Raw genomic sequence first — 25,213 nt, 5'->3', positions numbered from 1 at the left:
GTGTCTAATCAAAGGTATATGCAACGATGCAAACCGGCGTTCCCGAGGAACACAGATACATAAACTTCGTCTGATCGGTTAAGTATGCGCTGATGTTGGCGCCGTTTTCGGTTGTAATTTTCTCCCGAGTGTTATCGCAGACATACAGCGTGCTGAAAAATGAGGATAGGTAAAAGCGTTCCTGCGCCCCTTCCTTGGTCTGAAAGGTGACCGAAATCTTGTCGGTTTGATCAACCGTTCCAAGCTGCAGCCTGTTTCGCGAGAAAAACCATTTTGGGTGCTGCCCGCCGGAATACCAAACGCTGTTTAACAGTTCCGGCGCTGTTGTTTTGTCATACCGGTAAAGGCGCTCAATGGCCGTTACCCTGTCTGACGCCAATTCGCACCCAATGATGTCCCCAAAGGACAAATCAGAAAAACCGCTGACATAATTTTGCAAAACAGCCGGATCCGCACTGAAAATTTTGCTTTCGTCCAGCCACATGTTGGCGTCTAACCACTCCTGCTTTTCCTGAAACACCTTTCCCGTTTCAAACAGCTTTATCTGGTCTTCCACAAAATATTGCTCTGTTTTGCCGTTCTTCAGGTTTCTAACGTGAATGGTGTAGCCGGTTATGTCGTCTTTCATTGCTGCGTTTACACGTTCAACCAGCAAAACCGGCATGTTTGCCGTGTCCGAAACCAGGCGCACATTCAGGCCGGAGCCGCCCTTATAATTTTTTATATTTGCAAAGAACTTTGGAAATCCGTCTTCCCCCAGCATGTAGGAGGAAACAGTAGTGTCACCGTTGTCGTTATGATTGTAAATGACGTGGGAAAGCTGTTTGATGTCATATACATAGTCATATTCCTCGTCGTCGGTGAATTCTCCGTCTATCTGCGGAATCACAAAGGTGAGCGCGTCACCCTTTGCGGGCATAACATAGGTTTGCCCGTTATAAATAGCGTTTACCTCCGTCACCATGCTGCCGCCGGTGCTTTTTCGGTAAAAGCTCATGGTTTCGCCGTCCTCCCGCTCCCCCTCATACATGGTGTCAAGACGAAAAATTTCTCCGCTGTCATTCCTTTGGTAACGGACAAACTCCAGCACATAATTTTCCGGATTTTTTCTTACCGTTTCCGTCAGTTCGTCGTGGGACATTCTTTTGCCGTCAACAAAAACCTTGTCCGCAACAAACAGTGTTTCAAACGCCCCGTCTTGATTATAAATGCGGAACTGGGTTTTGTCGCTCATGCTTTTTGCCAGGTTTACCTTTTGTGAAAATCCGATAATCCAGTCACCGCTCTGTAGTTCTGCGTCTTTTAAAATCCATTCCACCTTATTTTCTTCGTCTAAATAAAGGGTAATAACATCGCCGGGGGCAAATTCCTCCTGGTGTTCGCTGCTTTTCAGTCCGGCGGCATATGGATAAACCGTTCCGCCAACCGTAACGCTTATTCCTTGGGCAATGTTTTCTGCCATGCCGGATATGGTGTTATCCAGCAAAACAACCTTGCTTTTCTGTCCGTTTTTCGATTGATACAGGCGGATAACCCGGCCTGTTTTTATTTTTCCCGTTTTTGCTTCCGACCCGTTCACATAAAAAACGGCGGTATTCTCTTTGACTAAGGTTTCTGTTTTTCCAAAAGAGTCGGTAACCATAAGCTCCTCGCCCTTGTCGGCGACCAGCAAAAGCTCCATCACCTCGTAGGACTGTACGTCTGCCACGTCGTAGCTTCCGTCGCTGTCGTTGTCAATCAGCGTAACGGTTCCCGCTGAAATCAATAAATCCTCCGGCAGTGCCTCAGGATAGGACACGCCGTTTATCACAATGTCTTTCGCCGCAGAAAGGGTGTAATGCTCTTTTTTGCCGTCCGCACGCAGAACCCGAACGCTTCCTTTTTTTATTTCCTCTTTGGTGCTGTCTAACTCTTCGGCTTTTATGGTTACGGTTTCATTGTCTTCGGGCCATGCGATATAAATTTGTTCGGGTTGGTCCTTCTGTGTTGCATACGTTACGTTGTAACCCAAAAGGCTGTCTAAAATTCCCCGGGAGTCGAGCAAATTTTCAGTGCCGATTACGGCATTGTTTCCGGAAGACTGTTTCGGCCAGCTCAAATGGGAATATCGGTTTTGCTTTACCAGCCCTTCTTCCAGCAAAATGCCATGCAAGTCTTCCAGCAGACATTTTCTTGTTTCATAACGAAGGCCGTCGCCGTTGATTTCCTTTACAACCGCCACATTGCTCCGCAGCATGCGGTAAAGCATTTGGGCAAACTTGCCGCGGCCGATATATTCGTTTTTGTCCGCCTGAAAGCTTTTCACCAGCCCGGCCTGTTTTGCGGCGGAAATGGTTTGTGAAACGCTGTTTCTAGCCTCTAAAAACGCTCCATAGCCCAGTGCGCGCAGCATCATGGTAATGGCCTCAAGCTCGCTCACCGGGTCGTTCGGCCGAAAGTCACCGTTGCCATCGCCTTTAATGATTCCCAAATCCCATGCCCTGCTTATGGTGTCTGCCGCCCAGAACGCGCTGTCTACATCAGAAAACGGCTGTTTTTCTGCTTTGGGATAGTCGGGGTTGGCGGCTTTCACAATGGCGTCGGCCGCCTGTGCCCGCGACACGATTTTGTTCACGCCGAAGGCGGTTTCGTCTATTCCCGACATCACGCCCATCACCTGCAAAAGGCGGATGGGGCCGGCATATTCACTTGCCGCGGCGTCGGCATATTCCGCCGGGACGGTGTTGTTATCCTCATCCGTTAATGCCGCGGCTTCGCCGAACACTTCTACCTCAGCTAACACCAGCAGGCTGTCTCCCGCCGACTGCACAACGCGCACATATCGGTATGGACGCTTTAAGTTTAAATCCACCGCAATGGATTCTTTAAAGCCCACCGGTTCGTTTCCCACCGCCTGCACGCTTTCTTTTTCTGCAAAATCAACGGTGTTGGAAAACTCTACCGCTAAATTTTTGCGGTATCTGCCGTCGTCTACATCCACACGGGTATAGAGAACAACCGAGTCGATTTCACAGGGTTCCTGAAGGTCAATTCTGACAAACTGGTTTCCGTTTACGGTTCCCTCTAAAACCGCGCCTCCGCTGGCAAAATAGTTGCTTCTGTTGCCGTCGTTTATATTGGCAGGGCCGGTTGTGCCTGCCGCATAAACAGAGGAGGCTGCCGTGGGCTTGTTCAGCGCCACGTTTTCAAGGGCGGCTGCCGGCACACATAAAATGCTGGAAAACACAAGCACCGCCATTAGCAAACTGATTAATTTTTTCATGGCTGCACCTCCTGACTGCTTTCGGTAAAGTTAACCGCCCGTTCAATTGCCACGGCGGCTTCTGCCCTTGTAATGCTGTTTTGTGGGTAAAACCGCTGACTCTCGTCGCCCACAAAAAGGCCGTTCGCGCTGAGCGCGTCAACGTCTGCCCGGGCATATTCTGAAATCGCTTCGCCGTCTGCAAAGGAAACTGCCTTTTCCCCGTTTAATTTACAGCCGGCGGCTGTAAGTGTTCTGCTGAGCATCACCGCAAAATCCTGCCGGTTGATATTTGTTCCGGTTCCGAAAAGGGTTTCGGAAATACCCCGCACAATGCCGCTTTTCACTGCAATGCTTACATATGGATAATACCAATCCTCCACGTTACAGTCTGAAAAGTGCAGGTCCTCCTGCTTTTCAAAAAGACCAAATGCGCCGACCAGAATTTTAACCGCCTCCTCGCGGGACAGGTTGTCCTGCGGGGCAAAACGTCCGTTTTCCTTTCCGCTGATGATTTTTTTCTGATATAAATTTAAAATTGCGTCTTTTGCCCACAAAACGCCGTCCAGGTCGCAAAAAGGCGGGTTGGGTTCCGGCGTGTCCGGCGGTGTCGATGGGTCGGGAGTGCCTGCAGGTTCCCGGTTTCCAACCGAAATAGAGGAATTGCCCCGTCCGCCGGAACTGCCGGAGCCGGAACCGGAACCGGAGCCCGAACCGCCGGCAGAACCCGAGCCGCCGCTGTTATTCTTTTTCTCAAGGGCGTCAATTGCGTCTTTTACGGCGCTTTCCATGCCGCCTGCATATTCTTTCACCGCTGCTTCATCATTTTCAAGATATTTGGCAATTTCCAAAAGGGCAAAGCCGCTGTTTTCCAGCGTCTTCTTTGCTATGCCAAGCTCACTGCTGAAGCGCTCCAGCGCCTTTGCCTTGTCGGCATTGCTGCCGTTTAGAATTAAGGAAAGTCCTATGGTTTTCCGAACTGCATTTACAAACGTTTTGTCTATGTTTTGCACATCTTTTTCCCGAACCATTTTAAATATGTGGGAAAACTCTGTTTTGTCGTAATTTTCGTCAAACACAAGGGGCATTGTTTCGCGATATAGCTCCACATACGCTTCAAAGTCGTCGGAATAGCTCATATGATACAGCATGAGCGTGCACTTAAGCATGTTGGTGATGTCGCCCAGCGCCGTCACCGTTTCGGGCGTTTCGGTAAACGTGTGGTTCACCATGCCGTTTTTTGCAATGATGAAGCACTCGGAAACTGCTTCTTCGTGTTCAATGAGCAGCCCGCCAATTTCTTTTGCAAACAAATCTGTTTCGTCATAAACCTCGCCATAGGTTTCAAAAACCTTGCGAAAATTGCTTTTATCTGCAGATAAGTAGGCTGCTGTCATTTCTTTTGTATATTCGTTTGAAGTTTTAAAAAAGCTGGTTTTCATTTCCGCACAGCCAGATTCCTCATTAAAAATGGCTTTTACCGCATATCTTCCGTTTTCTGCATCTTCGGGCAGCGATATTTTGCACAAAAAACCTCCGCCGGTCACTGCAAGGGTGTCTGTGTAATAGACAATTTCTTTAAAGTTTTCCGCCGTGATTTCAGAAAAATCCCGCAGGGGCTTCATTACAACAATTTGCACATAGCCTGCGCTGGTTGTTCCTGCAATTTCAACTGAGGAATCTGAAAGTTTGGCCGTTAAACTGCTGTTATCACCCTCAGCTGAAACGGAAAAGGCGGAAAATGCCATCATTGCAGCTAATAAAAGCCGAGCAAGCCTTTTTCGTATCATGTTTTCACTCCTTCGGTTTTCCCCTATTGTTTAAGATAGGGAAATGTCATAGGCCGTCATTTTCGGGCACATACGGTCTAAGGTATCGACCAAAATTACGCGGATTCTCGTGACGTTTTCAATCCCCTCCACGCCGGAAAGGTCCGCCGTCATGGAGACGGGCTGATAAGCTCCCTGCACCAGGCCGGAAATTTCCTGAATCCTTACGCCAATCATCTGGTTGTTTCCGTCCTCGTCTGTTTGATATGCCGCCGCAATCATGTTGTAAGGCGTGTTTGCATTGGTTACCATAACCGATGAGATTTCCGCCGTTTTCGTTTCGCTGTTCCATGCGGCCGCAATGGGATTGATGGTTTCTTTAAAATCCTGTGCGTAGGTATAAACCTTAAGCTCCGCCACGCGCTGCTCCTGCATGCCGTTTGTTCCGGTTCCCAAAATGGTACTGATTCCCACAAAGCGGTAGGTGTTTTTCGCAAACTCCGCCGCCGGGGTGAACATCATTTCCCTGCGGGGAAGGGTTGTTTTGTTTGCCTCCCAGGTGGCTAAGGTGTCCCAGTTTTCAGGCGCCAGGTTCGGGTCGTTGGTGGCTACGATTTTTAAATCTGCGTCGGTTCTGCCCGCTGCCACCGTTTGTACACCGAAGGTGGTTACCCTTGCAACGGAAATTGGTTTTTCCATGTCGATAAACGCATAGTGTTCTTCCGTTGTGGGCCAGTTTGCCTGCCAAAAGCTTGAATCTACACCGTCGTTAATGTTCTCCGCCACATAAGAACCTGCAAAGCTGTTGGAAACAACCTTTTTCCCCCGGCCGACTTCAATGACACGGCCGTTTTGCTCTGAAACTTCCGTTTCTTCCGCGGCGGTGTTGGTGGTGTAAACCTCAAGCTCGCTGATTGCCATGGCTTTCCCGTTGTTGCGCTCTACCATGATATACTGATACGGCGTGGCTTTCATTTCTTCCGGCGTTTCAAGGAATTTAAAATCCTGCCCTAAGGGGGTTCCCTCTCCGGTGTAGAGGGTGTCTCTTTCGGCGAAGGTCGGGTCGTTTGAGCCGTAGATGAAAAACCAGGTGTCGTTGCCTTTGGTAATGGAAATATTCACGCCTTCAATGGGGAAGGCCGCGCCTAAATCAATCCACGCTTTATAGCGCAGGGCGCCCGTTTCTGAAGTTCCGCTGGTTTCGCCTGCCACGATGGTGGCGGCGTTTCCGTCGTTTAGCATATAGCTGGCAGAGGTGTCGAAGTTATCGTTTGACAGCGCCGTTTTGTTTCTTCCGATTTCCACCATGTAAGACGGCTTTTCCGGAACGCTGTCTGCGGGAGCGTAAACCTCAATTTCACGAATCGCAAGGCCCGTGGCTTGGTCCTGTTTCTCCACTACAACGTAGCGGTATGCTTCGGCTTTCGCCTCGTCGGGCACGGAGACGTTTAATTCCACATCGTCGCCGGGGTCTTCTGCCTGTTCATGAACCAGAACGCGCTCCCCTGCCGCTGTCCAAACGGGGCGCTCATTGGTAAGGTAAATATTGAAGTTTTTCCGCTGCGCTTCCTGGTCGGTTCCGCCTAAAAGCAGCTTTAAGCTGTGGATAGGATACGTCTCGCCCAAGTCTACGTAAAACGTTACGTTGGTGCCTGCCGCGCCCCATGTGCCGGCATAGCAGGTTAATGCACTTCCGTCTGTGGCATTGCTCGGCGTAAGTGCGCCGTACTGCTGGTTTGCAAAAGCCGGTTTGTCTAAGGCCACGTTTACCACGTCTCCCGGCGCTGCACATACGTTTGCAGCTGTTAGCAGCATGCCCAGGGACAACAGAACACATAAAAACTTTTTCATAAAATTTTCCTCCTGTTACGTTATTTTATTTTTATTTTTTGACTGTTACTGCGAATTCCGAAATATCCAACCGTTCCAAGCCTCTCTATGCTGTTGGCATTCAGTACCGCCGCGCCGTTGATATACACGGTTATGTTGTCGTAATTGCCGTCCTGCGCGGCCTTGATTTGGATATTGTTCCATTCGCCGTAGGAAAAGCCGTTATTCTGCGTTTCCGAAACCATTTGCGCCTGCCCGTCTTTCACTCTGTAAAGCCGCGCGGCGCTGCCGGAAAGCGCAATGCGGTAATGGTTATTTTCTGCGCCTGTTTGATTCAGGCTTTCCATGTTCGGATTGCCTGCGGCGAAAATCAGGCTGATTTCGTTGTTTGCGTCTTTCGTTTCCGCACATAAGCTCACGTTTACTTCCTTGTCGAATCTGCCTTTTTGATACAGATAGGGCTGGTAGTTGGCAAACAGTGTCAGCACGCCGTTATCGCTTTGCGGTGCGATGTTTTTGTTGAGCGATTTCCATTGCGAACGTTCTGCCGAAACAGTTTTTTCAGATAGGACGGGTTCGTTTTTCTTTACCACGTTCAGTTTCCAATATACATACCGTTTTAGCTCCGGCTGGTAAACCGGAACCACCGTTTCTTTGGAATAGTCCTGCTTTGCGCTGGGGTCTTGCGCCAGCTCTGCGCCGGGCGACACCACAAATTCCGGTTTCACGGCGGCAAAATCCGCCGCCTGGGGAATGGTGATGGTAATGCTCTTTGTTTCCTGATTGATTTCGGTGGTTCCGCCCGGAACATAGGCATATTCCACGTCTGCGGCGTATTTTGCCGCTTCAAATGCGGCATATGCGGTTTCTAAGCGCAGCACCGCCGCGTATTCTGCAAATTCGTCCGCCCGGTCGGAAGCGGTTATGCCGTTTACGGCTTCTGTGAGAGCGTCCACCGCCTCCCGGGGATAGGCGTTCAGCGTTTTGCCCACTGTGGCTTTTAAAAGCGCCTCCTTGCAGAACGCAAGCATTTCATTAAGGGATTTATGGGTGATACCCTCCGCCGCCGCCAGCAGCTTTTCTTTTAACGCAAGGCTTTCATCAAGACCAAATTCAGAGGTCACGCACCGGTTATAAAGCTCCTTTATCTCATAAATTTCTTCATAGGCGCTTTTTCCCGGAACTTTGCCCAGGGTGGGGTCGGCTAAAAAAATCTCTGTCATTTCCTGCAAGGACTCCGAATCCGGGTGGGCAGGATTGTTATTCACCGTTCGGGCCACGCCCTCGAATGCCTCGCGGCCGCGAAGGTATGGGTCGGGCGTATCGGGAACGCGGCTTACGACAGCCTCGCGCACCGCAGGCTCAATTCCCGCTTCCCGCTGGATTTTATAGGCCTCCGCCGGGGGCGAGCCTGCCGGGAACGTCTGAATTTCGTTCAGCACGTTGTTGGGGTTGTTCTTTGTAAACAGGCCCGACGCGGAATAGGTGTGATAGACCTTGTTGTTCATAACCGTTGGGTGCCAGATGAACACGCTTTGGTTTACGTCGGTCATGGCGTTGTTGTCCGCCACGATAAACTGCGTGCCCTGGTCGAAATAGATTGCCTGCCCCAGATTCTGGCCGGACATATAGTTATGATTGATTTTTGTGCCGGGCTGGTCGCCTAAGGTGTATATGGCGGCGCCGTCGAAGCACATTTGGTTATAGTTGGTTAATTTGTTGTAAGCTACGGTGTTGTTGCCCGTTTCGGCGGAATCGATGGCCTCCCAGCCCCAGCCTAAGGAGACGGCCGTGTAGGACACGTCGTTAATCTCGTTGTGGGACAGGTTTAGCCCATTGGTATAAAGCGCGTGGATTGCCGGAGCTCCCATGTTGAACTTGCCGGTTTTCGTTATGTAGTTATTGGAAAAGGTGTTGTCTACGCAGATTCCCGTTGAGCCTTTGGGCGCTTCATCGTAGCTGTAGGCCCAAAGCTGGGAAATGCCGAAGGCTTCGGGAACGGTTTTGCGTATCATCAGATAGCGCACTTTTTCCGTTTTATTGCCCGGAACGGTTTGCAGGTTTGCCGCGGGCTTGTCAAATGTGGCAAAGGTGATGTAGGTTTCAAATTTGGGGTCGTTGGAGCCTAAAATTTCTATGTTTCTTCTCTGCTCCTCGGTGACACCCTCCGCAAAGCCCAGCTTCAAGCTGTCGATGGTGTAGGCCTCCTCCAGGTCTATCATCAGCCAGGGCTTTATGCCTTTGTCTTTGGCCCAGGGCTCCCCCTGCCAGGTGCTGCCGAGGGCGGTGTAGAACTCGTCGTAGAATTGTTCGTGGTAGGACGAGAACATGGAAAGGCAATAGTTTTCCATTTGTCCGGTTACATATTGGTAAGAGCCGATTAAGGGTTTTCGGAAGGCTACGTTGGCCGCCGCCTTCGGGTTTTGCGGCTCAAAGTATTTCGAGTGCCACTCTTTTCCCGCCACTAAGGCGCTTGCCCCGATGTCGGAAAATACGTTTTTGTTATACTCGCCCTTTTTCACGCTTTCGCTTAACGACAGCGCCGCGGCGCCGATGCCGAAAAAGGTACAGTTTTCAATGTCTACTTCGTCGGTATATTCAAGCTGTACCGCGCCGGGCACGTGTTTTCCCCGGGACGCCGGAATGTTCATTACCTCCGCCTGGCGGGTGGTGAAGCCCAGCCCGTCTACCGCGCCCCAAGTAGAGTGGGCAAAGCGCACGTTTTCAAACCGGATATTTTTTACCCGCAGGTTGCCGTCGCAGGTCTGACAGTGTTTGCCGCGGAACATCACCAGCCGGTCGATTGCCGGAACAATGGTTTCGGCTTTTGTCATATCCTGTCCCTCACGGGGCTTATAATATAGAAGCTTTTCCTGTTTGTCGAAATAAAACTCGCCCGGCTCGTCTAACACCTCTTTGGCGTTTTCCACCGTAAAGCCGTAGTGAAAACGCGGGCTGGTATAGGCCGTTGTGGCGTACATGGCGCCCCACGCCGGCTGTTCCATTTTTACAATGACCCGGCTTTCGTTTTCCGGGTCTGCTGTGATGTCTTCCACGTTCATATAATAAACGCGCCAGCTCACGTTCCACATGAGCTGAATGTCGCCGGGGTTTTGATAAAGCCCGATTTCCGATTTGTTGGCGTAGAACCCGTCGGAGCCGTAGTTTTTATAGTAAGAGTCGGGGGCCTGGTAGTTTGCAATCCCAGCGACGCGCTTGCTGCTGGACGCCCGGCTTGCAGGGGTTTCGTTCACATAAAGCTCGCGCACGAAATCTGCTTCCACCGGTACCGTCCAGATTCCGTTTTCGCCCTGTTTCCAGCCGCTGACCGCTTTTCCGCCGGATAGGGTTGTGTCGTCGCCGCTGCCGCGGTAGATTACATCGTAGTGGTTCGAGCCGGAGTCTTTTGCTGTGAACTCTAACGTGTCCGTAAGCTCATACCGCCCGGGAAGCAGGTTTACCACGATGTCTCCCGTCATTTGCGTGTTCATAGTGCGGACTGCTTCCTGCGCCTGCTCTATGGTTTTATACGGGCGTTCCTTTGTGCCGTCGCCGTCAATGCTTGCGCTTGGGGATACAAACAGCTCGCTTTGAATGACACGGCTGTTTTCAGCAAATGCGGTGAAACTCGGCAAAAGTGCCATTGCCATAAGCAATGCAATAATCTTTTTCATACGTTCCTTCCTTTCTTGATTGATTGTTGGGGTTTCCCATTTGCACAAGTTGTTTAATCTTCACTTAGCCACTTTTTCCAATTTTTCAGGCTTTCAATCGTCGCTTTGTCCGCTTCCTCGCCTGTTTTGCCGTGCAGAGCCGGCCCCGCTTCAAAAGAGGCAATGCCCTTAAATCCCACTTCCTTTAGCATTTTTGCAATTCCACGAAAATCTGCCGTGCCGTTTTCAATAAAGTCGTGCTGGTCGTCTATTCCGTTATTGTTATGAAGGTGAAGCTCAAAAACCGGCAGGGGCTTTTTCAAAAACGCCATGCGGAACGCCTCTACGCTGTTGTCGCCGGGCATGAGCGGCGCGCCCTCGCCCCTATTTGCCAAAAAACAGTTTTGGTTTGTTCCCACCGTGCTAAGGCGTGCATTTGTGTGGCCAAAGTCCATTAAAATGCCGGATTCATCTGAAAAATTTAAGCCCGATTGCATCAGCTCGTAAGTATTCAGCGGAAAATCCTCAAACGCTATTTTTGTTCCGGTGCCGGCAAACGTATCAATGGCATGCTGCATCATTTGGGCAACTTTGGACTTATCCAAAATCCAAACGTCAAAGGATAAAACATGCAACAAGCCATATTCTTCCTGCCATTGTTTCATTGCCTTCATCTCATCATAAAAGTTTTCACACGCTTCTTTGTCCTCCGGCTTGGGTATCATATGATGTACCGTGGCGGCTACGCCGCATTTTTCTATGGTTTCCGCCAGCACTTTTCCAGTTGTTGAATCTTTCACGTCGTCATAAAATTGCGGCCCGTGAAATCCAATGGCGTCAAATCCGTTTTCTGCAAAAAACTTTATGTTTTCACAAACACTGCGGTGCGGGAAGTGTACAATCGTAATCCCCATTTTCATGGCTTCATCATCCTTTTTATTGGTTATTTGCTTTGTAAATTTTGATGAAATTATACCAGAGCCATTTTTGCATTACAATGGAATATGATTGTTATTTGTATTTTGTTGTACTAAAAATTTTGTTTTTACAAAAAAAATATCCCCCCAAGGTTAATCTTGGGGGGATATTTTTTGATAGATGCATTATAACTGCGGTATGGAAGACACATAGTGCGACGGGGCAACGCCCATCTGGTCTTTAAACTGCCGGCTAAAGTAATATACGTCGCTGTACCCCAGCATTTCCGCAATCTGCGTAACGGAAAACTTGTTAATCCAAAGCAATTGACAAGCTTTTTCTATCTTCATTTTTTTAACATACTGCGAGGGCGAAATGCCAAACCGCTTCACAAACAGCCTGAAAAAATAGGAATATTTCAGGCCGCACAGCGCAGGCAGACACTCATAGGAAAAATCCCTGTCGCAATAGTAATTGTGAATATATTCCACCGCAGGCTCAATCCTTTTTTCTGCACTTGAGGCCATGTAGTCGGCGCAGCAGCTCTTTTCAACTTCATACAACACCCGGTATAAAAGCGAGGCGCATTGGTGGTAATGTCCCGTTTCCCCTCTGCTCCAAATGTGAAGCGCCTTTTCAAAAATTGCTTTTACCTTAGAATTGTTCGATAAATCAAATGTCATAATCTCATTGGAAAGAGGAACGTCGCTGTCGAAAAAGAATGTAATGCAGCTATATTTAGAGATAAAATCAATATAATGCTTGTTTTCTGCCGTTTTCTTGGGCAAAAACTGCACCGTTCCGGGGCTGTTCCGCACCGTTTTTCCATTGTATGTGCTCAAGCTCTCGCCGTCTAACACATAGCTCAGTTCGTAATAGCGGTGCGTATTTGCATAATATTGTCTGGTTCCAACAATATGGCTTTTTGAATAAAATGGCCATACGCAATAAATATCTGTAATATTCAGTTTATCTGAAAGCATATTACCATCTCCTCATCTGATAAGTTTTATTATAACATATTGTAATTCAATTTAAAATAAGAAAAAACGAAAATTTTTCGTTGCCTTTTTTATTGACTTTTTTGGTTTTCGTTGTATGATAAAAGCAAGATTGGAGTGGTGAGCATGAACATTCAGTTTAATTTTAATCAGAAAACAGGCCGCATAAAGCCCATGCACGGCGTTGGCCAGCCGCCCTTTTTGGGAGTTGACTATTCTTATTTTTCCTATTTGAAAGAGGCGGCGGTTCCGTTCACCCGGCTGCACGACGTGGGCGGAGCCTATGGCGGCGGACGGTTTGTGGACATACCAAATATTTTTCGGGATTTTAACGCAGATGAAACCGACCCCGCCTCATATGATTTTGCATTTACCGACACGCTGGTTTCCGCTTTAATGGATTACGGCTGCCCGCCCATTTTCCGTTTGGGCGTTACCATTGAAAACCAGTGTTACATCCGCGCTTACCACATTCATCCGCCAAAAGATTTTGGCAAATGGGCACGGATTTGTGAACACATTATTCGCCACTATAACGAGGGCTGGGCAAACGGTTTTCATTTTGGCATTGTTTACTGGGAGATTTGGAATGAGCCGGACAACGGCCTTCCCGGGGAAAATCAGATGTGGACCGGCACGGACAAAGAATATTTTGCGCTTTACGACGTAACGGCAAAACACTTAAAGAAGTGCTTTGGCAGTAGCATTAAGGTAGGGGGATTTGCTTCCTCCGGATTTTACAGCATTTTTAATGAGCCGCTAAAATTTGGCGTTCCGGAAAAGGCCAGTTCCAATGAATTAAGTGAAGAAATGCGCGAATATGCAAAATCTCCCCGGGCGAAGCACATGCTCACCTTTTTCTTTGCGTTTTTCGATTACATGAAACAGCACGGCTCACCCATAGACTTTTTCTCCTGGCACAGCTACGACTCGGTGGCTGAGGTCGAACAGATTGCAGATTTTGTTGACCGCTGCCTGTGTGATTTTGGCTTCGGCCATTTGGAAACGCAGCTGAACGAGTGGAACAACGCGCCGAAAAAAGAGCTGCGCGGCACATCTTTTGCTTCGGCCAACGCGGCGGCCATGATGTGCGCCATGCAGAACAAAAAGACAGACATTTTGTGCTATTACGACGCGCGGATTGGCCAGTCGGTTTACGGCGGGCTGTTTAACCCCATTACCTATGAGCCCTTTTGCACCTATTATGCATTTGCCGCCTTCGGCGAGCTTTACCGTTTGGGAAGCCAGGCAGGGGTAAGCGGCGCGCAGCAGGGGGTTTATGCATTGGCTGCGGCGGACGGCGGCAAACATGCCGCCCTGATTGCGAACATTTCGGAAAAAGACGCGGTGCTTTCCACCAACCTCTCCCCCGCTATGAAAGGATTTTTGCTCGACCAGGAACATTTTTTAACCGAAACAGACCAAAACCCGGCAAGCTTTGTGTTAAAACAAAATCAGGTGATTTTGCTGAAAAACTTTTAAACAGAAAAAAACACGCCCCGTTACGAGCTCGTAACGGGGCGTGTTTAATTGCGCTGGTGAGGATACATCTCTTCGGACAATTTGGCGGAATAAGCTTCGCTCATGAGCTTCACTGCCAGGTTAAAGCCATACTGAAAAATTTCTTCCCGTTCCAATCCCACCATTTCAACATAGATGGAAAACATTTCGTCAAAAAACTCGAGGTTGTCGTCACTTCCCAGTTTGTTGGCCCATTTGGTTAAAATGGCATTCACTTTTGCGTCCTCTTTCCAATATTCTGCGCTTTCCGGTTCATAAAATTTTGTTGGGTCCAATTCTCCTGAATAGAGCTTTTTTAATATTGTTTCCATTTTTTTTCACCTCCAATTGGTATTATAACAAATAAAATTTGAAGATGATAACATTGACGCAATTGTGACGCAGTGTATTTTAAAAAAATCCGGCAAGCCGCAAAGCCTGCCGGGTTTCTTTTTATTTCAGCGGAAACTTGTGAAACGTAATGTAGTTTGCGTCGTGAAAATTGTGGGCGCCGTTCAGCGCTGTTCGTGACAGCACATAGAGTGTGTTCTCCTCAATAAACGCGGCGGGATATTGAAACGCCGTATATTCCGGGTCGCAGTCTTTAAAATCAATTAAGTGCTTCACCAGCTCCCAATCGTCCAAATTTTTCGAACAGTAGAGCGAAAGCACATTTCTGTGGGGCGCGTTGTCGTTCCCAACCGCATAATATGCTCCTGCATGGGCCATAAGCTCAAATTTTGTGTGTCCCATGGGGAACTTCACGTAGCGGGCAAACTCCAGCATTTTTTCCGGCTTTTGCGGGTCGCCCTCCAAAATCAGGGCCGTGCCGCCTCCCTCTCTGCTGCCCACACGCAGAAAATCGTAAAGTCTGCCGTCCGGCGAGATAACCGCGTTGCCCTCAATGGCCGGAGCGGTTGTTCCGTCACTTTGAGCGGGAATGTCGGTGAGCACCTCTGTAATGCACCAGCTTTCGGGGTTTAGCAAATCGGCTGTTTCGTCTGCTGAAATCAGCGAATTTCCAAACCGCAGATTGTGCCACGAGCCAAACTCAATGCCGCTCCACAGCCGCCCGCCAAAGGGCACCATTGCCATGGGAGCGCGGTGCCATCCGTCGCAGGAAAACAGCGACGACCCCCGGGCGATTACGGTGGGCGTTTTCCACGTTTTACCCTCGTCTTCAGACTTTCCTATGAGCACATCGCCATATTCTTTCGACACGGAAAGCATGTAAAGCTCGCCCCGATGAACGAACAGCCTGCCCCAAAAGCTGGGCATAAGCTCGGTTACATAGCGCCAGGTTTTGCCGTCGTTCTCCGAACGGAACAAAATTTGCAGATTTTGCGGGCCGGCGGCAAGAAACAAATCGCAGGAGGCAACCAGCGCGCCGCTGGGCACCCGCACCATTGACGGGCTGCAGGTATATCGCCCCGAACAATCATACTGTGTGTCTTCCGGGTGATGATAGGTTACACAGGTTCCGGGATAGGCGCCGGTGGCAAACAGCCGCGTGCGGCTTTTCCCGCCGTTTTCGGCTTGGATATACAGCTCATATTCGCAGCCTTCCGCCAGACCGCCCAGTGAAAACTGCCCGTTTTCCGCCGGGGCGGTTTGCCATTTATTCTCCCCCTGTTTGCGTACAAAAAGGGTGTGCCTGCCGCCCACCTTGCTGTTTCCCGGATAAATCCACTCTCCGCTTACACCGTTTTTTTCCGGCGCCAGGCGGCACACATAGGGTTTGTTTTTACTTTTTGCCCGCTCATTGGCCGGGATGTAGGGTGTTTCATTCCAATTGGCAATGCCTTTCATAGTTAAAGCTCCTCCTTATTTTATCAGGCTTTCAGCATAGTTCGTCAGCGTCTTTATGCCCTCTAATTCCTGGTCGATTGCCGGAACAAAGTTTGCCCGCTTCGACCGTGACAATTCCGTAACAGGAAAGCCAAGCTGATTTTTTAAATACCGTTTTGCACAGACGGGATAATCCCGCGCTTCAATCACCGACATAACGCCTAAAACGCGGCTGATAAAATATGCCTTTTCCTCCTCAATGTGCGCGCAAAGCCAGGCATAGAGCCGCGGATGGAAGTTTGCCATTACGCCGCAGTAACCCGCAAAACCGGCCTTTAGGCTCTCGTAAAGCGTGGCGCTGTTGGCGTTAAAAAACATAAAGTCGTTCGAAATCAGTTTTGCCCGCGCCCGCATTTCGTCTATGTCACAGCAGGTATCTTTTACAAAAAGAAAGCGGCCTGTGCTGTTTAAATATGAAATTTCATCGTGCTTTAAAAGCCGTTTTTCCGGAAACGGGCACTCATACATGCCCAGCGGCATGTGTTTTGGCATTGCCCGAACAATGGTTTCGCAGTTTGAAATAAAATTCTTTTCGCCGCCGGCAACTAACCGGTTGCTGATGAGCACCACCGCATCGGGGCCAAGCTCTGCCATTTGGCAAAGTTCCTCTGTTTGTTCCTCCACCGTGTCTGACACATGGCCAGACACCACAACAGAAATTCTCCCAGCCGCTTTTTGAATGACAAACCGTGCCAGCGCGAGCCGTTCCTCACGGGTTAAAAAAAACATTTCGCTGGACTGGCAAACGGCAAAAATACCCGCTAAGCCCGATTCTACATACCACTCCACCAGCCGCCCGCAGGCCGCATAATCAATTTTTCCGTCGGGCGTGTAGGGCGTTATCATAGTCACCCATGCGCCTTTTTTTATTTTGTTCATGGTTTCACTCCTTTTCACCGTTATTATATCAATTTTTAAATCAGCAAGAAATATCCGAAGCAGACATTTTTTTATCCCAATCGGACATTTTCATTTTTCCGTTAAAATATTTAAAATTTTTCTTGCATTTTAAAAAAATCTGTGCTATAATATATTTGTTATTGGTGTGGCCTGTTGGTCAAGCGGTTAAGACGTCGCCCTCTCACGGCGAAAACAGGGGTTCGAGTCCCCTACGGGTCACCAGCTTCAAAAACCCCCGAAATGAAATCATTTCGGGGGTTTTCATTTACATCAATTCACTGTTGATTTTAATTTTTTGCAGGTCTTCCGGGCTTAAAACCTTTTCAAAATATTGTTTTAAACAGCCTGAAAACAGCCGTTCCGCAAAGCTGATGTTCCATGGCTTTCTTTCTGCTTTTTCCAGTCCGAACGCGTTTAAATTTCGTTCAGAGGTTTCTGTTTTCAAAGCCTCTAAACAGGGCGCAAGCAAACCGTCGTTAAAAATTTCGTTGCAGTAATAAACGCAGTAATAAACAAAGTCTTCGGCCTGCAAATGCCGGCAGGCTGCTTTTAAGCTCTGCAGATTCAACCTGTTATTTTTCAAATAGAAATATATGTCGCAAAACAGCGACAGGCTTAAACCTTTTTGCCATAATAAATAAATGGAATTTGCGTCTTTATAATGGTGCAGGCACAGCGCAATGAATTCCAGCTCCGGCGTTAGCTTTTTCAGTTTTAGGCCGTTGATTTCTGCACATTCGGTGTGCTCTAACACAAAGGGCATGTCTGCTTTTACATCACTTTCTCCCCAGAAAATATCCAAATTCACATCAACGTTCACATAGGGGCAAACAGGATTTGCCGTTTTCTTAATAAACGGCGCCGTCTGGTGGCTCGCCGAGATTTGAAACAACAGCTCCCTCCTGTTAAACGGCACAATTCCCTCGTCCGTCACCCGGCCCTGAACAAAGCCGCAATTGAGCATAATTTGCTTTGCCATGTCGATATTTTCCCGCAGCAATAGCAGGTCAATGTCGCCGGACCGCCTGCAAAACGCGTCGCCATATGCCATTTCAGACAAAACTGCGCCTTTGATGACGGCATAGGGAATGTTATTTTCTTCAAAAGCCGCAAAAACAGCTTTGCAGGCCCGAAAACGCTCGCCAATGCAAATTTTGTTTAAGGTGTCTGCCGTTAAATCGCGCTTTTCCTGGCTGAGCAAACAGCCGCAATTGTGTGTTTGCAAAAGCTCTGTCATGTCTTGCCCGGGCGTTTCCCCGCGGCTCAGCATGCGAATATTGTTTAAAAATTCATCATAATTCATACAGGCCAACTCCGTTGTCGTTGTAAAAGGATTTGTGCTTCCGGTTTTTATCCGTTTCGTTGTAAACGCCAAAAAGGGGCTTTCCCATGGCTTTCATTTCGTTTATCATCAGGGTTTCAAACCCTCTGCCAAAGGCGCGGCAGGAAAGATAAAACGAATGCAGCACAATGCAGTCTGCTTTTTCTTCGTAAATCACAGCGCCGACCAAACCCATATCGCCGTATTTGTCCGATACGGAAAGGGTTCGAATGTGATACTTCTTTTGCGCAAGCATGTCTAAAACTTCTTGCTCCGCATATCGCCTGCCAGACAGATTAAACTGGTTTGTTCTCTGAGAAAGCTCTGCAATGCGCCCGGCGGAGCCGCTGTCTGCCGGGCAGAAAACGGCTTTTGTTTCCAGCGAGTTGTTATATTCATCAACCGTTTTAAAATGAAGCTTTTCCTTCTCGCGCTCTTTTTGTTCTTTATATAACGCAGTTCTGTTCATGGTAGAGGCGCTTTGCGAAAATAGGCCGCTCACCGTTTTTATAAAAGATAAATCGTGATAATCCGCCTTAACAACGCAAACCTCCGGCAGCAGGGCGGAAATCAGCCCCAGCTCATAGTCGCTGTCGTCTAAAAAAACAAAGCTGTTCAGCGAAACGTTCAGCTCCGCCGCAATTTCTTTTAAATTGGCTGCTTTGTCGCGAAAATTAATTTTAGCAATTGCAATATGTTCGTTTTTTAACACCATATCAGGGTTTTCAAATGCCTGCTCAAAATTGGCCCGGTCGTTTTTGCTGCACAGACAGACCAATACGCCCCGGTTACATAAATTTACAATTTCCTGCTGCAAAGAAAGCGTGTCAATGTCCAGCGAAACCGCCTCTTCCCCCGCCACGCCGCGCCATAACACATTGTCGCAGTCGCAGACCAAAACTTTTTTCAGGGGCGTGCTTTCCAAATAGCCGGAAAGGGTGGAAAACAGTTTTTCAATGGTTTCAAATTTGGAAAACAGCAAATCGCTGTCGCGAATTTCAATTTGAAACGCCTCCTCCACCGCAACAATGAATTGAATGAATTTAATGGAATCCAGCCCTAAATCCAAAAGGCTTTGGTCTTTTGAAAACGCCATTAAAGCTTCTTCGCTTTTTTCTGTAACAACACTTAAAATTTTATAAATTGTCTGTTCGTTCATGGCCTTTTCATCACTCCCCGCATTTGATGTGACAGCAATTGCAGTTTTCTAAACTCGCAGTCGCCATCTGTTGTTAAGGGGTCGCCGTTTAAGTTAGCGGCCGCGCCCACACAGCCCTTTCCGCAATATTTGTTCAGCATGCATTTTTTGCAGCCGTAATCCAGCGCAAGCCTCTCCTGCGCAATTTGAACAATGCGGGAAAGCCCGGCTTGAAATGCACCTAAGTCGAAAGAAAGCGCGTTTGCCAGGGTGAATTGTTCCTGATAAAGCATTTGGCAGGGCTGAACCGATCCGTCTGTCTTTATGCAGAGGGAAAGGTTGCTGTCACCCTTCGTAAACGGGCATTTTCCGGTGCAAAACGGCAAAACCGCGTTCACGCCATAGGTTTTGTTCAGCCCGTCAATGAGGTTTAGGGCCTTAATTTTCTGCTGGGGCGAAACCGCCTTATCTTCCCAGCCGGACGCGCCGTTGCCGGAGCGAAAAATAAACGCAAATTCCGGCGTAAAGTTCAGCGAAACCGCCAGCTTATAAAAGCTTTCAATGTCGTCGTAATTGTTTTGGGAAATGACCATTTTCAAAAGCGGGCTGGCAGATTTGCTGTGAATTTGCTTTGCAAACTCCAAAACCTTTGCAAAGTGCCCAGCGCCGCGGGTTTTGCTGTTTTGCTCTTCGGTTGACCCGTCTAAGCTGATTTGCAGGGTAAAGTTTTCACGGGTGTTTAAAAATTCAATGAGCTTTTGGCTGTGAACCGTGCCGTTTGTCACAATGCCAAAGGACAGATTGGGATAAGCGTCAACCAAATCTAAAATTTTATCAAACTCTGTGTGCAGGGCCGGTTCGCCGCCGGAAATTAAAAAGCGGGACAGCCCGAACGGTAAAAACAGCTTAATAATTTCTTCTAGCTGGGCCTTTGAAATTTCTTTCCTTTCTTTGTTCAGCCCCGAGCGGTTGTAACAGGTTTTGCAATTTAAATTGCAAATATTTGTGGTTTCAACATAAACAGATTTTACATTCATAGCACTTCAACAACCTTTTTTTCTGTTGTGTCGGCCAGAAATTCTTCTACGTCCGCTTTCATAACCTCCGGCGCCACATCGTAAAGCTCGCTTAATTTTGAAAGCAGCTGCTCTAAATCGCAGGGTTCATTTAAAATGTTTAGAATGTCAATTCCCGTTTCGTCAAAGAAATGGGTGTCGCCGGTTTCCGGATCGAAAACGGCAAGAGATGTTTCGTCGGTTTGAATGTAATCCATCGCTTCATTTTTTTTGTAAGTCATAATTGTGTCCCTCTTTCTTAAAAATGTCGTTTTATAAAGCTGATAAACGTCTGTCTGTTTTGTTTTTTCTATGTCATACCGGCAGTTTACAAATGCGCGGTTTACCTGGTAAGAAAGCGTGATAAGCTGCTTAGAGCAAGGCGCAAGGGGCCTGTGGTTCAGCCGGATAACCCTGCCGGCAATTTGGTTTTTTGAAATGTCCTCCAGCCGGAACGAATTGTCGCCCTTGCAAAAGTATAGCCCTTCTTTTTTGTCCAGCAGGCGGTGCACCAAAAGTTCGCCCAATTTATAGGTGAACACCAAAACGTCGCCGATTTCATAATCGTCGAACTTTTTCACCGTTATGGTGTCGTTTTCATAAAACGTGGGGTTCATGCTAACGCCAACAACAGAAATATCCACCTCTTTGCCGGAGGCTGTCTGCGCGAACAAAAGCCGGTTTAAAAGGGCGCTATCCATTTTGAATCACCTCCGCCGCAAACGCCATGTCGCAATAGTTGAGCGCAAAACAGTTTTTTGCCGCAAGCTTTGAGATAAATTTTAAATAGTCCGGCGTAACGGGATAGGGCGTTATGGGCGCTTTCATCAGCGCCGTCATGCGGGAAATGGTGTCCATTTGGTTCAGGCTGTTTTCCTGCTCCGTTCGGGCAATGAAAAAGATTTTGTCAAGCTCCGCCGGGCGGGTTACGCAGTTTGACGGCGTATAAACAAACCGTTCAAATTTCTCGTCGTCAATCACTTCAAAGGATTTTGGTGCAGAATTCAGGCGTTTTAGAACGTTCAGACCGCCCTCCCGCAGGTGGATTGGGGTGGTAAACGGATAGACGCAAAAGCTTGTCCTGTCCAGCAAAATGCAGTCGTCGGTTAAATAGCCGAAGCCGTTGGTGGTTAAAAAGCTGGTGAGGGTGCTTTTTCCGCTGGTGGTTGAGGCTAAAAACAAATATGCTTTGCCGCGGTGCTCCACAGCGGCGCCGTGGAGAGCGAAAACGGCCTCGTCGTAAACGGTGTTGTTTGCCACAATTTCGTCAATGGCAAAGGCGCCGCTTTCGTCTGTTACGTTCGTGTCTTCAAATGCAACCTGATAAATGCCGTCTTTTTTGAAAGCCGAAATGTGTTTTGCGTTTTCGGCGGCGGTTGTTGTTACATATTTGCCATATTTTAATTTCAGCATGCCAACAAGCTCTTTGCTGTTGGTTGAAATTTGAAATGAAGTTTGAAATGGCAGATTTAGTGTTACTTGTTCCATGATGTCATTCCTTTTTCGTCAATTTATTATAGTATATAATACTTTCTATAATAAATCAACTTTTTACATGCAACTTAAAAGTAAAATCAGACAAATTTCGAATTTTTGGAAAATATAACTAATTATATTGCATATTTTTTACTTATATGATATAATAACTCTTGATTTTTCAAAACTTCTATGATATAATTTATTTACAGTAAGTTGTGGAGGTGACGTTATGCCCCAAATTCGTTTATTAAAAGAACCAGGATATATATACGATTTGTTTTTTATTTTTATCCTCAGGTTTAACACAAAGCTTCGTTTAAATGATCTCAAAGTTGATGATAAACTGTCTGAAAACATAAAGTTCTATAATGATGTGATTGAACAGTTTGCTGACATCCCAGAGGATTTATATGTTTTTTTTCATATAATCGAAAACGGTCGTTGTTTTATGACTACGCAATATTACAATCCGTATAAGGAACAATTTACGACGACGTTTAATTTTAAGTTTTTGCTGAATGAACTGGCTGACAAGGAACGGTTAAAAGAAAGCCTGATTCGGTTCTATTTTTACGACCTGCCGGATGAAGAGGTGGAAGCGTGCATGAGGTCTAACACACCGCTGTTTTCACACATTAAAAAATCAAGCTATTCCGGCGAGGAAAAAAGCAAGCTGTATGAATTTTTTATTGACCCCGATCCTTACATCCAAACGCTTCGCTATGAGCTGATGACAAAGGAAATTATGCTTACGCAATATTATGAAAAGAACTATCAAAAAATTCTTGAGGTTTTTAATCAAACAACCTTTGAGATTTTAAACGAGAATATGAAAGGTTTAAGGGACCTAAGCTTTCTCAAAAAAAACAACCAATCATTATACGTTTCTTATTGTCTTTTAACTAAATTTACTATTAATTTCTTTGGCATTGAGGAGGGTGCGGTATATCTTCTCGGATATGACTATCTTTCTGTTATTGATGTAGCAAGAAACAGAAAGGATGTAAACCTACTGGATTTGGGCAACGCATTGTGTGAAGAAAGCCGCGTTAAAATTTTGCAGCTATTATTGGAACGGGAAGAAGTTACCTGCAAGGACTTAGAAAAGATTTTCAGCTTCTCCGGCTCCACAGCATATCATCATATTACCATGATGATGAGAATTGGCATTGTAAAGACGAGAAATGAAGGAAAAACCATTCTTTACAGCCTCAACAGAAAGTACTTCGACGCCGTTATCGGCGTTTTAAGTAAATTTTCAAACAAATGAAAAAGAAAAGGGGGGAATTTCATCATGAAAAAGACATGGAAAAAGCCTGCTTGCTTAACCTTAACAGCAGACAAATTGTCAATGCACATTCTGGCGGCAGCCCGTTCCGGCTGCAGTTTTGGGTTCTACCGTTAATTTGCATTGCAAAAATCGTGGTGAACAATTTGGTTTGCTGCGGTTTTTGTTTTGCCCAAATCTCACACGCGCATATTATCACATTTATCGTAAATTAGATATTTTATGAGAAAAAATTCAAAAATTTTTAAAAAATATGACATTATGGTATTGCAAAATGGAAAACTTTGTGATATAATGCGTTTTGTTAGAATAATTTTAGTATAACTTGAAAGCGTTGCAAGAGGATTATTATCTTTTTTTAAAGGGGTAAAAGGGATTATTATATTTTTAAACACACACAAGATGAAACGCATCGCATTCAAGTTATGGCTAAAATTAGCAAGCAGCGCAAAGCGCCAGTTGGGTACTTTGCGCTGTTCTCTTTCTAAGCGGGCCTTGACATGGCAGCCAATTTGTGCTATATTTTCAAAAGAACGGAGGTTTTTTATGGAAAACAGATTTACATTGCAGTTTCACGAACCACAGTTTAAAACTTGGTCTTCCGACAATTTTTTTATTTCCACCATTTTGCCGAAGGAAACCGCCTATCACTGGTATATGAATTTTTATGTGAACACGCTGGGCGTTGCGAAAACAGAAGATGACAACGCACCTCCCTCTGTTTTATTTCACCCGTCATGCATTCCTACAACATCCCAATTTTTGTGCAATGTGTGGGATTTGTGCCCGTTCGTCGACAAAAACACCTTAAACCGTGAAATTGTGAAAACCAGCTACCCAACGTTTTGCGATTTTGTAACAGACTTTGTTTCGCAAGGCTATTTCATTGACGCTACGTTCAGCCAGACGAAAATCCGCGGCAGAAACTATTCTCACAAGGCCTACATAACCGGGTTTGACCGTGATTTGCAGGAGGTTTATTTGGCCGACCACATTGACAACGGCCGCTTTCAGCATTTTACAATGCGCTTTGACGATTTAAACCATGCCTTTTTAGAGGCCGACGAATTTATTCCGCTCTTTGATAAAGACCACCAAATGGAGGAAAATTCTATATATTTGATTAAACCGAAAGATTTTCATTATGAATTCGACTGCGGCTTGTTTTCACAGTTTTTAAAAGATTATTTAAATTCCGACCCGGGAACAGGATTTTTGGCGAAAATCCGTAACACGCCGTTTCGGAAGGACGCGTTTTGCTACGGACTTGAAATTTATGATATTATTGAAGCATATTTAGACAAAATTCTATATAAACCAAATTATATCAATGAAAACAGAATTGACGACCGGATTTTTACGTTTCTTTATGACCACAAGCTTACCATGCAGAAACGAATTCAATATTTAATTAAAGAACAAAATTTTAAGTTAGAGCCATTGCTTGCGCCTGCAGGCGAATGTGTGGATTATGCTACCATGTGCTTTAACCTATATTTAAAATTTGGTTTTACCTATCGAAAAGAAAACGTTGAACGGATTAAAAATTTATTGCTTGGCCTGAAACAAATGGATATTTCGCTTTGCACCGAGCTGATTGAACGAGTTTCTTAAAATTTATAACTTAACTCCCCCCATCGCCTAAAGTTGGCAACGGGGGGCTATTTCGATGGAGGACACGCAATTTCTCGCTAATCTGAATATTAAAAAACGAAAGAACACGTCATATGACGTGCTCTCTTTTTGTAAAAGTGAACAATATAGATATTCCATCCGGCAGCCGAAGGGCTCCCAAAAGGTTGGTAGCGACAGTAGAGGCGTTATGCCCGCGTTTACAAGGGAGCAAGCCTGTGCAAGCGTGACCTTTTGGGAAAAGGAGCGGCAGTCCGAAATGCGAAGCCGCTTTTTCATGCAAAAAAGCGGCAAGCCAAAAAGACTTGCCGCGACGTGGGAAGAGTGAACAATTTAGATATCTTTTGCGACGCAGGCGCACCCGCAAAAAGTTGTTAGCAAGCCGAAGCGTCGTAAGCGCGTTTACAAGCGAACAGCGTAGGCGCCACGTGACTTTTTGCGGAAAAGGAGGAGCAAGGAAGCGGACGGATGTTTTTCTTGCAAAGAAAAACGGAGCAAAGCGTACTTTGCTCCGACGTGGGAATAGTGAACAATTTAGATATCTTTTACGCCGCAGGCGCACCCGCAAAAAGTTGTTAGCAAGCCAAAGCGTCGTGAGCGCGTTTACAAGCGAACAGCGTAGGCGCCACGTTACTTTTTG

The 25,213-nt window shown here is 46.8% G+C and carries 18 protein-coding genes and 1 tRNA gene; 5 read left to right on the top strand and 14 right to left on the bottom strand.

The genetic code is table 11. From position 1 onward, the window contains the following. Nucleotides 1-4: 4 nt before the first annotated feature. The 6 genes from H8698_RS07895 to H8698_RS07870 form a co-directional block, all read right to left on the bottom strand. Nucleotides 5-3,262 carry an S-layer homology domain-containing protein gene (locus H8698_RS07895; RefSeq protein ID WP_249312453.1) on the bottom strand — a complete coding sequence of 1,086 codons (3,258 nt, stop codon included), beginning with the start codon at nucleotides 3,260-3,262 and terminating at the stop codon, nucleotides 5-7. Continuing rightward, a complete protein-coding gene (locus H8698_RS07890; RefSeq protein ID WP_249312447.1) occupies nucleotides 3,259-5,031 on the bottom strand; it encodes an S-layer homology domain-containing protein in 1,773 nt (590 codons plus the stop codon). The genes H8698_RS07895 and H8698_RS07890 overlap by 4 nt, the downstream gene beginning before the upstream one ends. A 30-nt stretch (nucleotides 5,032-5,061) precedes the next feature. Then, nucleotides 5,062-6,861 carry a discoidin domain-containing protein gene (locus H8698_RS07885; RefSeq protein WP_249312442.1) on the bottom strand — a complete coding sequence of 600 codons (1,800 nt, stop codon included), beginning with the start codon at nucleotides 6,859-6,861 and terminating at the stop codon, nucleotides 5,062-5,064. Nucleotides 6,862-6,881: 20 nt separating this feature from the next. Next, a complete protein-coding gene (locus tag H8698_RS07880; protein WP_249312432.1) occupies nucleotides 6,882-10,514 on the bottom strand; it encodes a right-handed parallel beta-helix repeat-containing protein in 3,633 nt (1,210 codons plus the stop codon). A gap of 53 nt (nucleotides 10,515-10,567) precedes the next feature. Beyond that, a complete protein-coding gene (locus H8698_RS07875; protein ID WP_249312426.1) occupies nucleotides 10,568-11,413 on the bottom strand; it encodes a sugar phosphate isomerase/epimerase family protein in 846 nt (281 codons plus the stop codon). A gap of 183 nt (nucleotides 11,414-11,596) precedes the next feature. Beyond that, nucleotides 11,597-12,394 carry an AraC family transcriptional regulator gene (locus H8698_RS07870; RefSeq protein ID WP_249312421.1) on the bottom strand — a complete coding sequence of 266 codons (798 nt, stop codon included), beginning with the start codon at nucleotides 12,392-12,394 and terminating at the stop codon, nucleotides 11,597-11,599. A 144-nt stretch (nucleotides 12,395-12,538) separates the two neighbouring features. Here H8698_RS07870 and H8698_RS07865 point away from each other — a divergent pair, with 144 nt between their 5' ends. Beyond that, complete coding sequence (locus H8698_RS07865; protein ID WP_249312413.1) at nucleotides 12,539-13,894, top strand: GH39 family glycosyl hydrolase; 1,356 nt, start codon at nucleotides 12,539-12,541, stop codon at nucleotides 13,892-13,894. 44 nt (nucleotides 13,895-13,938) lie between these two features. Here H8698_RS07865 and H8698_RS07860 read toward each other — a convergent pair whose 3' ends face one another. The 3 genes from H8698_RS07860 to H8698_RS07850 form a co-directional block, all read right to left on the bottom strand. Further along, nucleotides 13,939-14,244, bottom strand: a complete 306-nt coding sequence (locus H8698_RS07860; protein WP_249312406.1) for a DUF6809 family protein — start codon at nucleotides 14,242-14,244, stop codon at nucleotides 13,939-13,941. A gap of 121 nt (nucleotides 14,245-14,365) precedes the next feature. Then, nucleotides 14,366-15,721, bottom strand: coding sequence for a sialidase family protein (locus tag H8698_RS07855; RefSeq protein ID WP_249312398.1), 1,356 nt, complete (start codon nucleotides 15,719-15,721; stop codon nucleotides 14,366-14,368). Between the two features lie 15 nt (nucleotides 15,722-15,736). After that, nucleotides 15,737-16,639, bottom strand: coding sequence for a dihydrodipicolinate synthase family protein (locus tag H8698_RS07850; protein ID WP_249312384.1), 903 nt, complete (start codon nucleotides 16,637-16,639; stop codon nucleotides 15,737-15,739). 168 nt (nucleotides 16,640-16,807) lie between these two features. Here H8698_RS07850 and H8698_RS07845 point away from each other — a divergent pair. Beyond that, a tRNA-Glu gene (locus H8698_RS07845) sits at nucleotides 16,808-16,882 on the top strand. A 43-nt stretch (nucleotides 16,883-16,925) separates the two neighbouring features. Here H8698_RS07845 and H8698_RS07840 read toward each other — a convergent pair. Genes H8698_RS07840 through H8698_RS07820 form a run of 5 tightly spaced genes read right to left on the bottom strand, consistent with a single transcriptional unit; the run spans nucleotide 16,926 to nucleotide 21,662 of the window. Continuing rightward, nucleotides 16,926-17,963 (bottom strand): nucleotidyltransferase family protein, encoded by a 1,038-nt coding sequence (locus tag H8698_RS07840; RefSeq protein ID WP_249312377.1) that lies wholly within the window; start codon nucleotides 17,961-17,963, stop codon nucleotides 16,926-16,928. After that, entirely contained in the window at nucleotides 17,953-19,140 is a 1,188-nt protein-coding gene (locus H8698_RS07835; protein WP_249312369.1) for an HAD-IIIC family phosphatase, read from the bottom strand. Before H8698_RS07835 ends, H8698_RS07840 begins: the two co-directional genes overlap by 11 nt. Beyond that, nucleotides 19,137-20,156: a radical SAM/SPASM domain-containing protein gene (locus tag H8698_RS07830; RefSeq protein ID WP_249312361.1), complete on the bottom strand. Its 1,020-nt coding sequence runs from the start codon at nucleotides 20,154-20,156 to the stop codon at nucleotides 19,137-19,139. Before H8698_RS07830 ends, H8698_RS07835 begins: the two co-directional genes overlap by 4 nt. Continuing rightward, entirely contained in the window at nucleotides 20,153-20,875 is a 723-nt protein-coding gene (locus H8698_RS07825; protein ID WP_249312353.1) for an HPr-rel-A system PqqD family peptide chaperone, read from the bottom strand. Before H8698_RS07825 ends, H8698_RS07830 begins: the two co-directional genes overlap by 4 nt. Further along, nucleotides 20,868-21,662, bottom strand: coding sequence for a hypothetical protein (locus H8698_RS07820; RefSeq protein ID WP_177678582.1), 795 nt, complete (start codon nucleotides 21,660-21,662; stop codon nucleotides 20,868-20,870). Before H8698_RS07820 ends, H8698_RS07825 begins: the two co-directional genes overlap by 8 nt. A gap of 439 nt (nucleotides 21,663-22,101) precedes the next feature. On the opposite strand from H8698_RS07820, the gene H8698_RS07815 reads away from it, so the two are divergent. The 3 genes from H8698_RS07815 to H8698_RS07805 all read left to right on the top strand — a co-directional run bounded on the left by H8698_RS07815 (nucleotide 22,102) and on the right by H8698_RS07805 (nucleotide 24,901). Next, the gene (locus H8698_RS07815; protein WP_249312347.1) at nucleotides 22,102-22,923 is read left to right on the top strand and encodes an ArsR/SmtB family transcription factor; all 822 of its coding nucleotides are present in this window, start codon (nucleotides 22,102-22,104) and stop codon (nucleotides 22,921-22,923) included. Between the two features lie 564 nt (nucleotides 22,924-23,487). Then, complete coding sequence (locus H8698_RS07810) at nucleotides 23,488-24,555, top strand: hypothetical protein (RefSeq protein WP_249312342.1); 1,068 nt, start codon at nucleotides 23,488-23,490, stop codon at nucleotides 24,553-24,555. A 55-nt stretch (nucleotides 24,556-24,610) separates the two neighbouring features. Next, the gene (locus tag H8698_RS07805; RefSeq protein ID WP_249312331.1) at nucleotides 24,611-24,901 is read left to right on the top strand and encodes a hypothetical protein; all 291 of its coding nucleotides are present in this window, start codon (nucleotides 24,611-24,613) and stop codon (nucleotides 24,899-24,901) included. The last annotated feature ends 312 nt before the right edge of the window (nucleotides 24,902-25,213 follow it).

It is taken from the genome of Congzhengia minquanensis (assembly GCF_014384785.1).
Classification (GTDB): domain Bacteria; phylum Bacillota; class Clostridia; order UBA1381; family UBA9506; genus Congzhengia; species Congzhengia minquanensis.
This window is presented reverse-complemented; position numbering and strand designations above follow the sequence as displayed.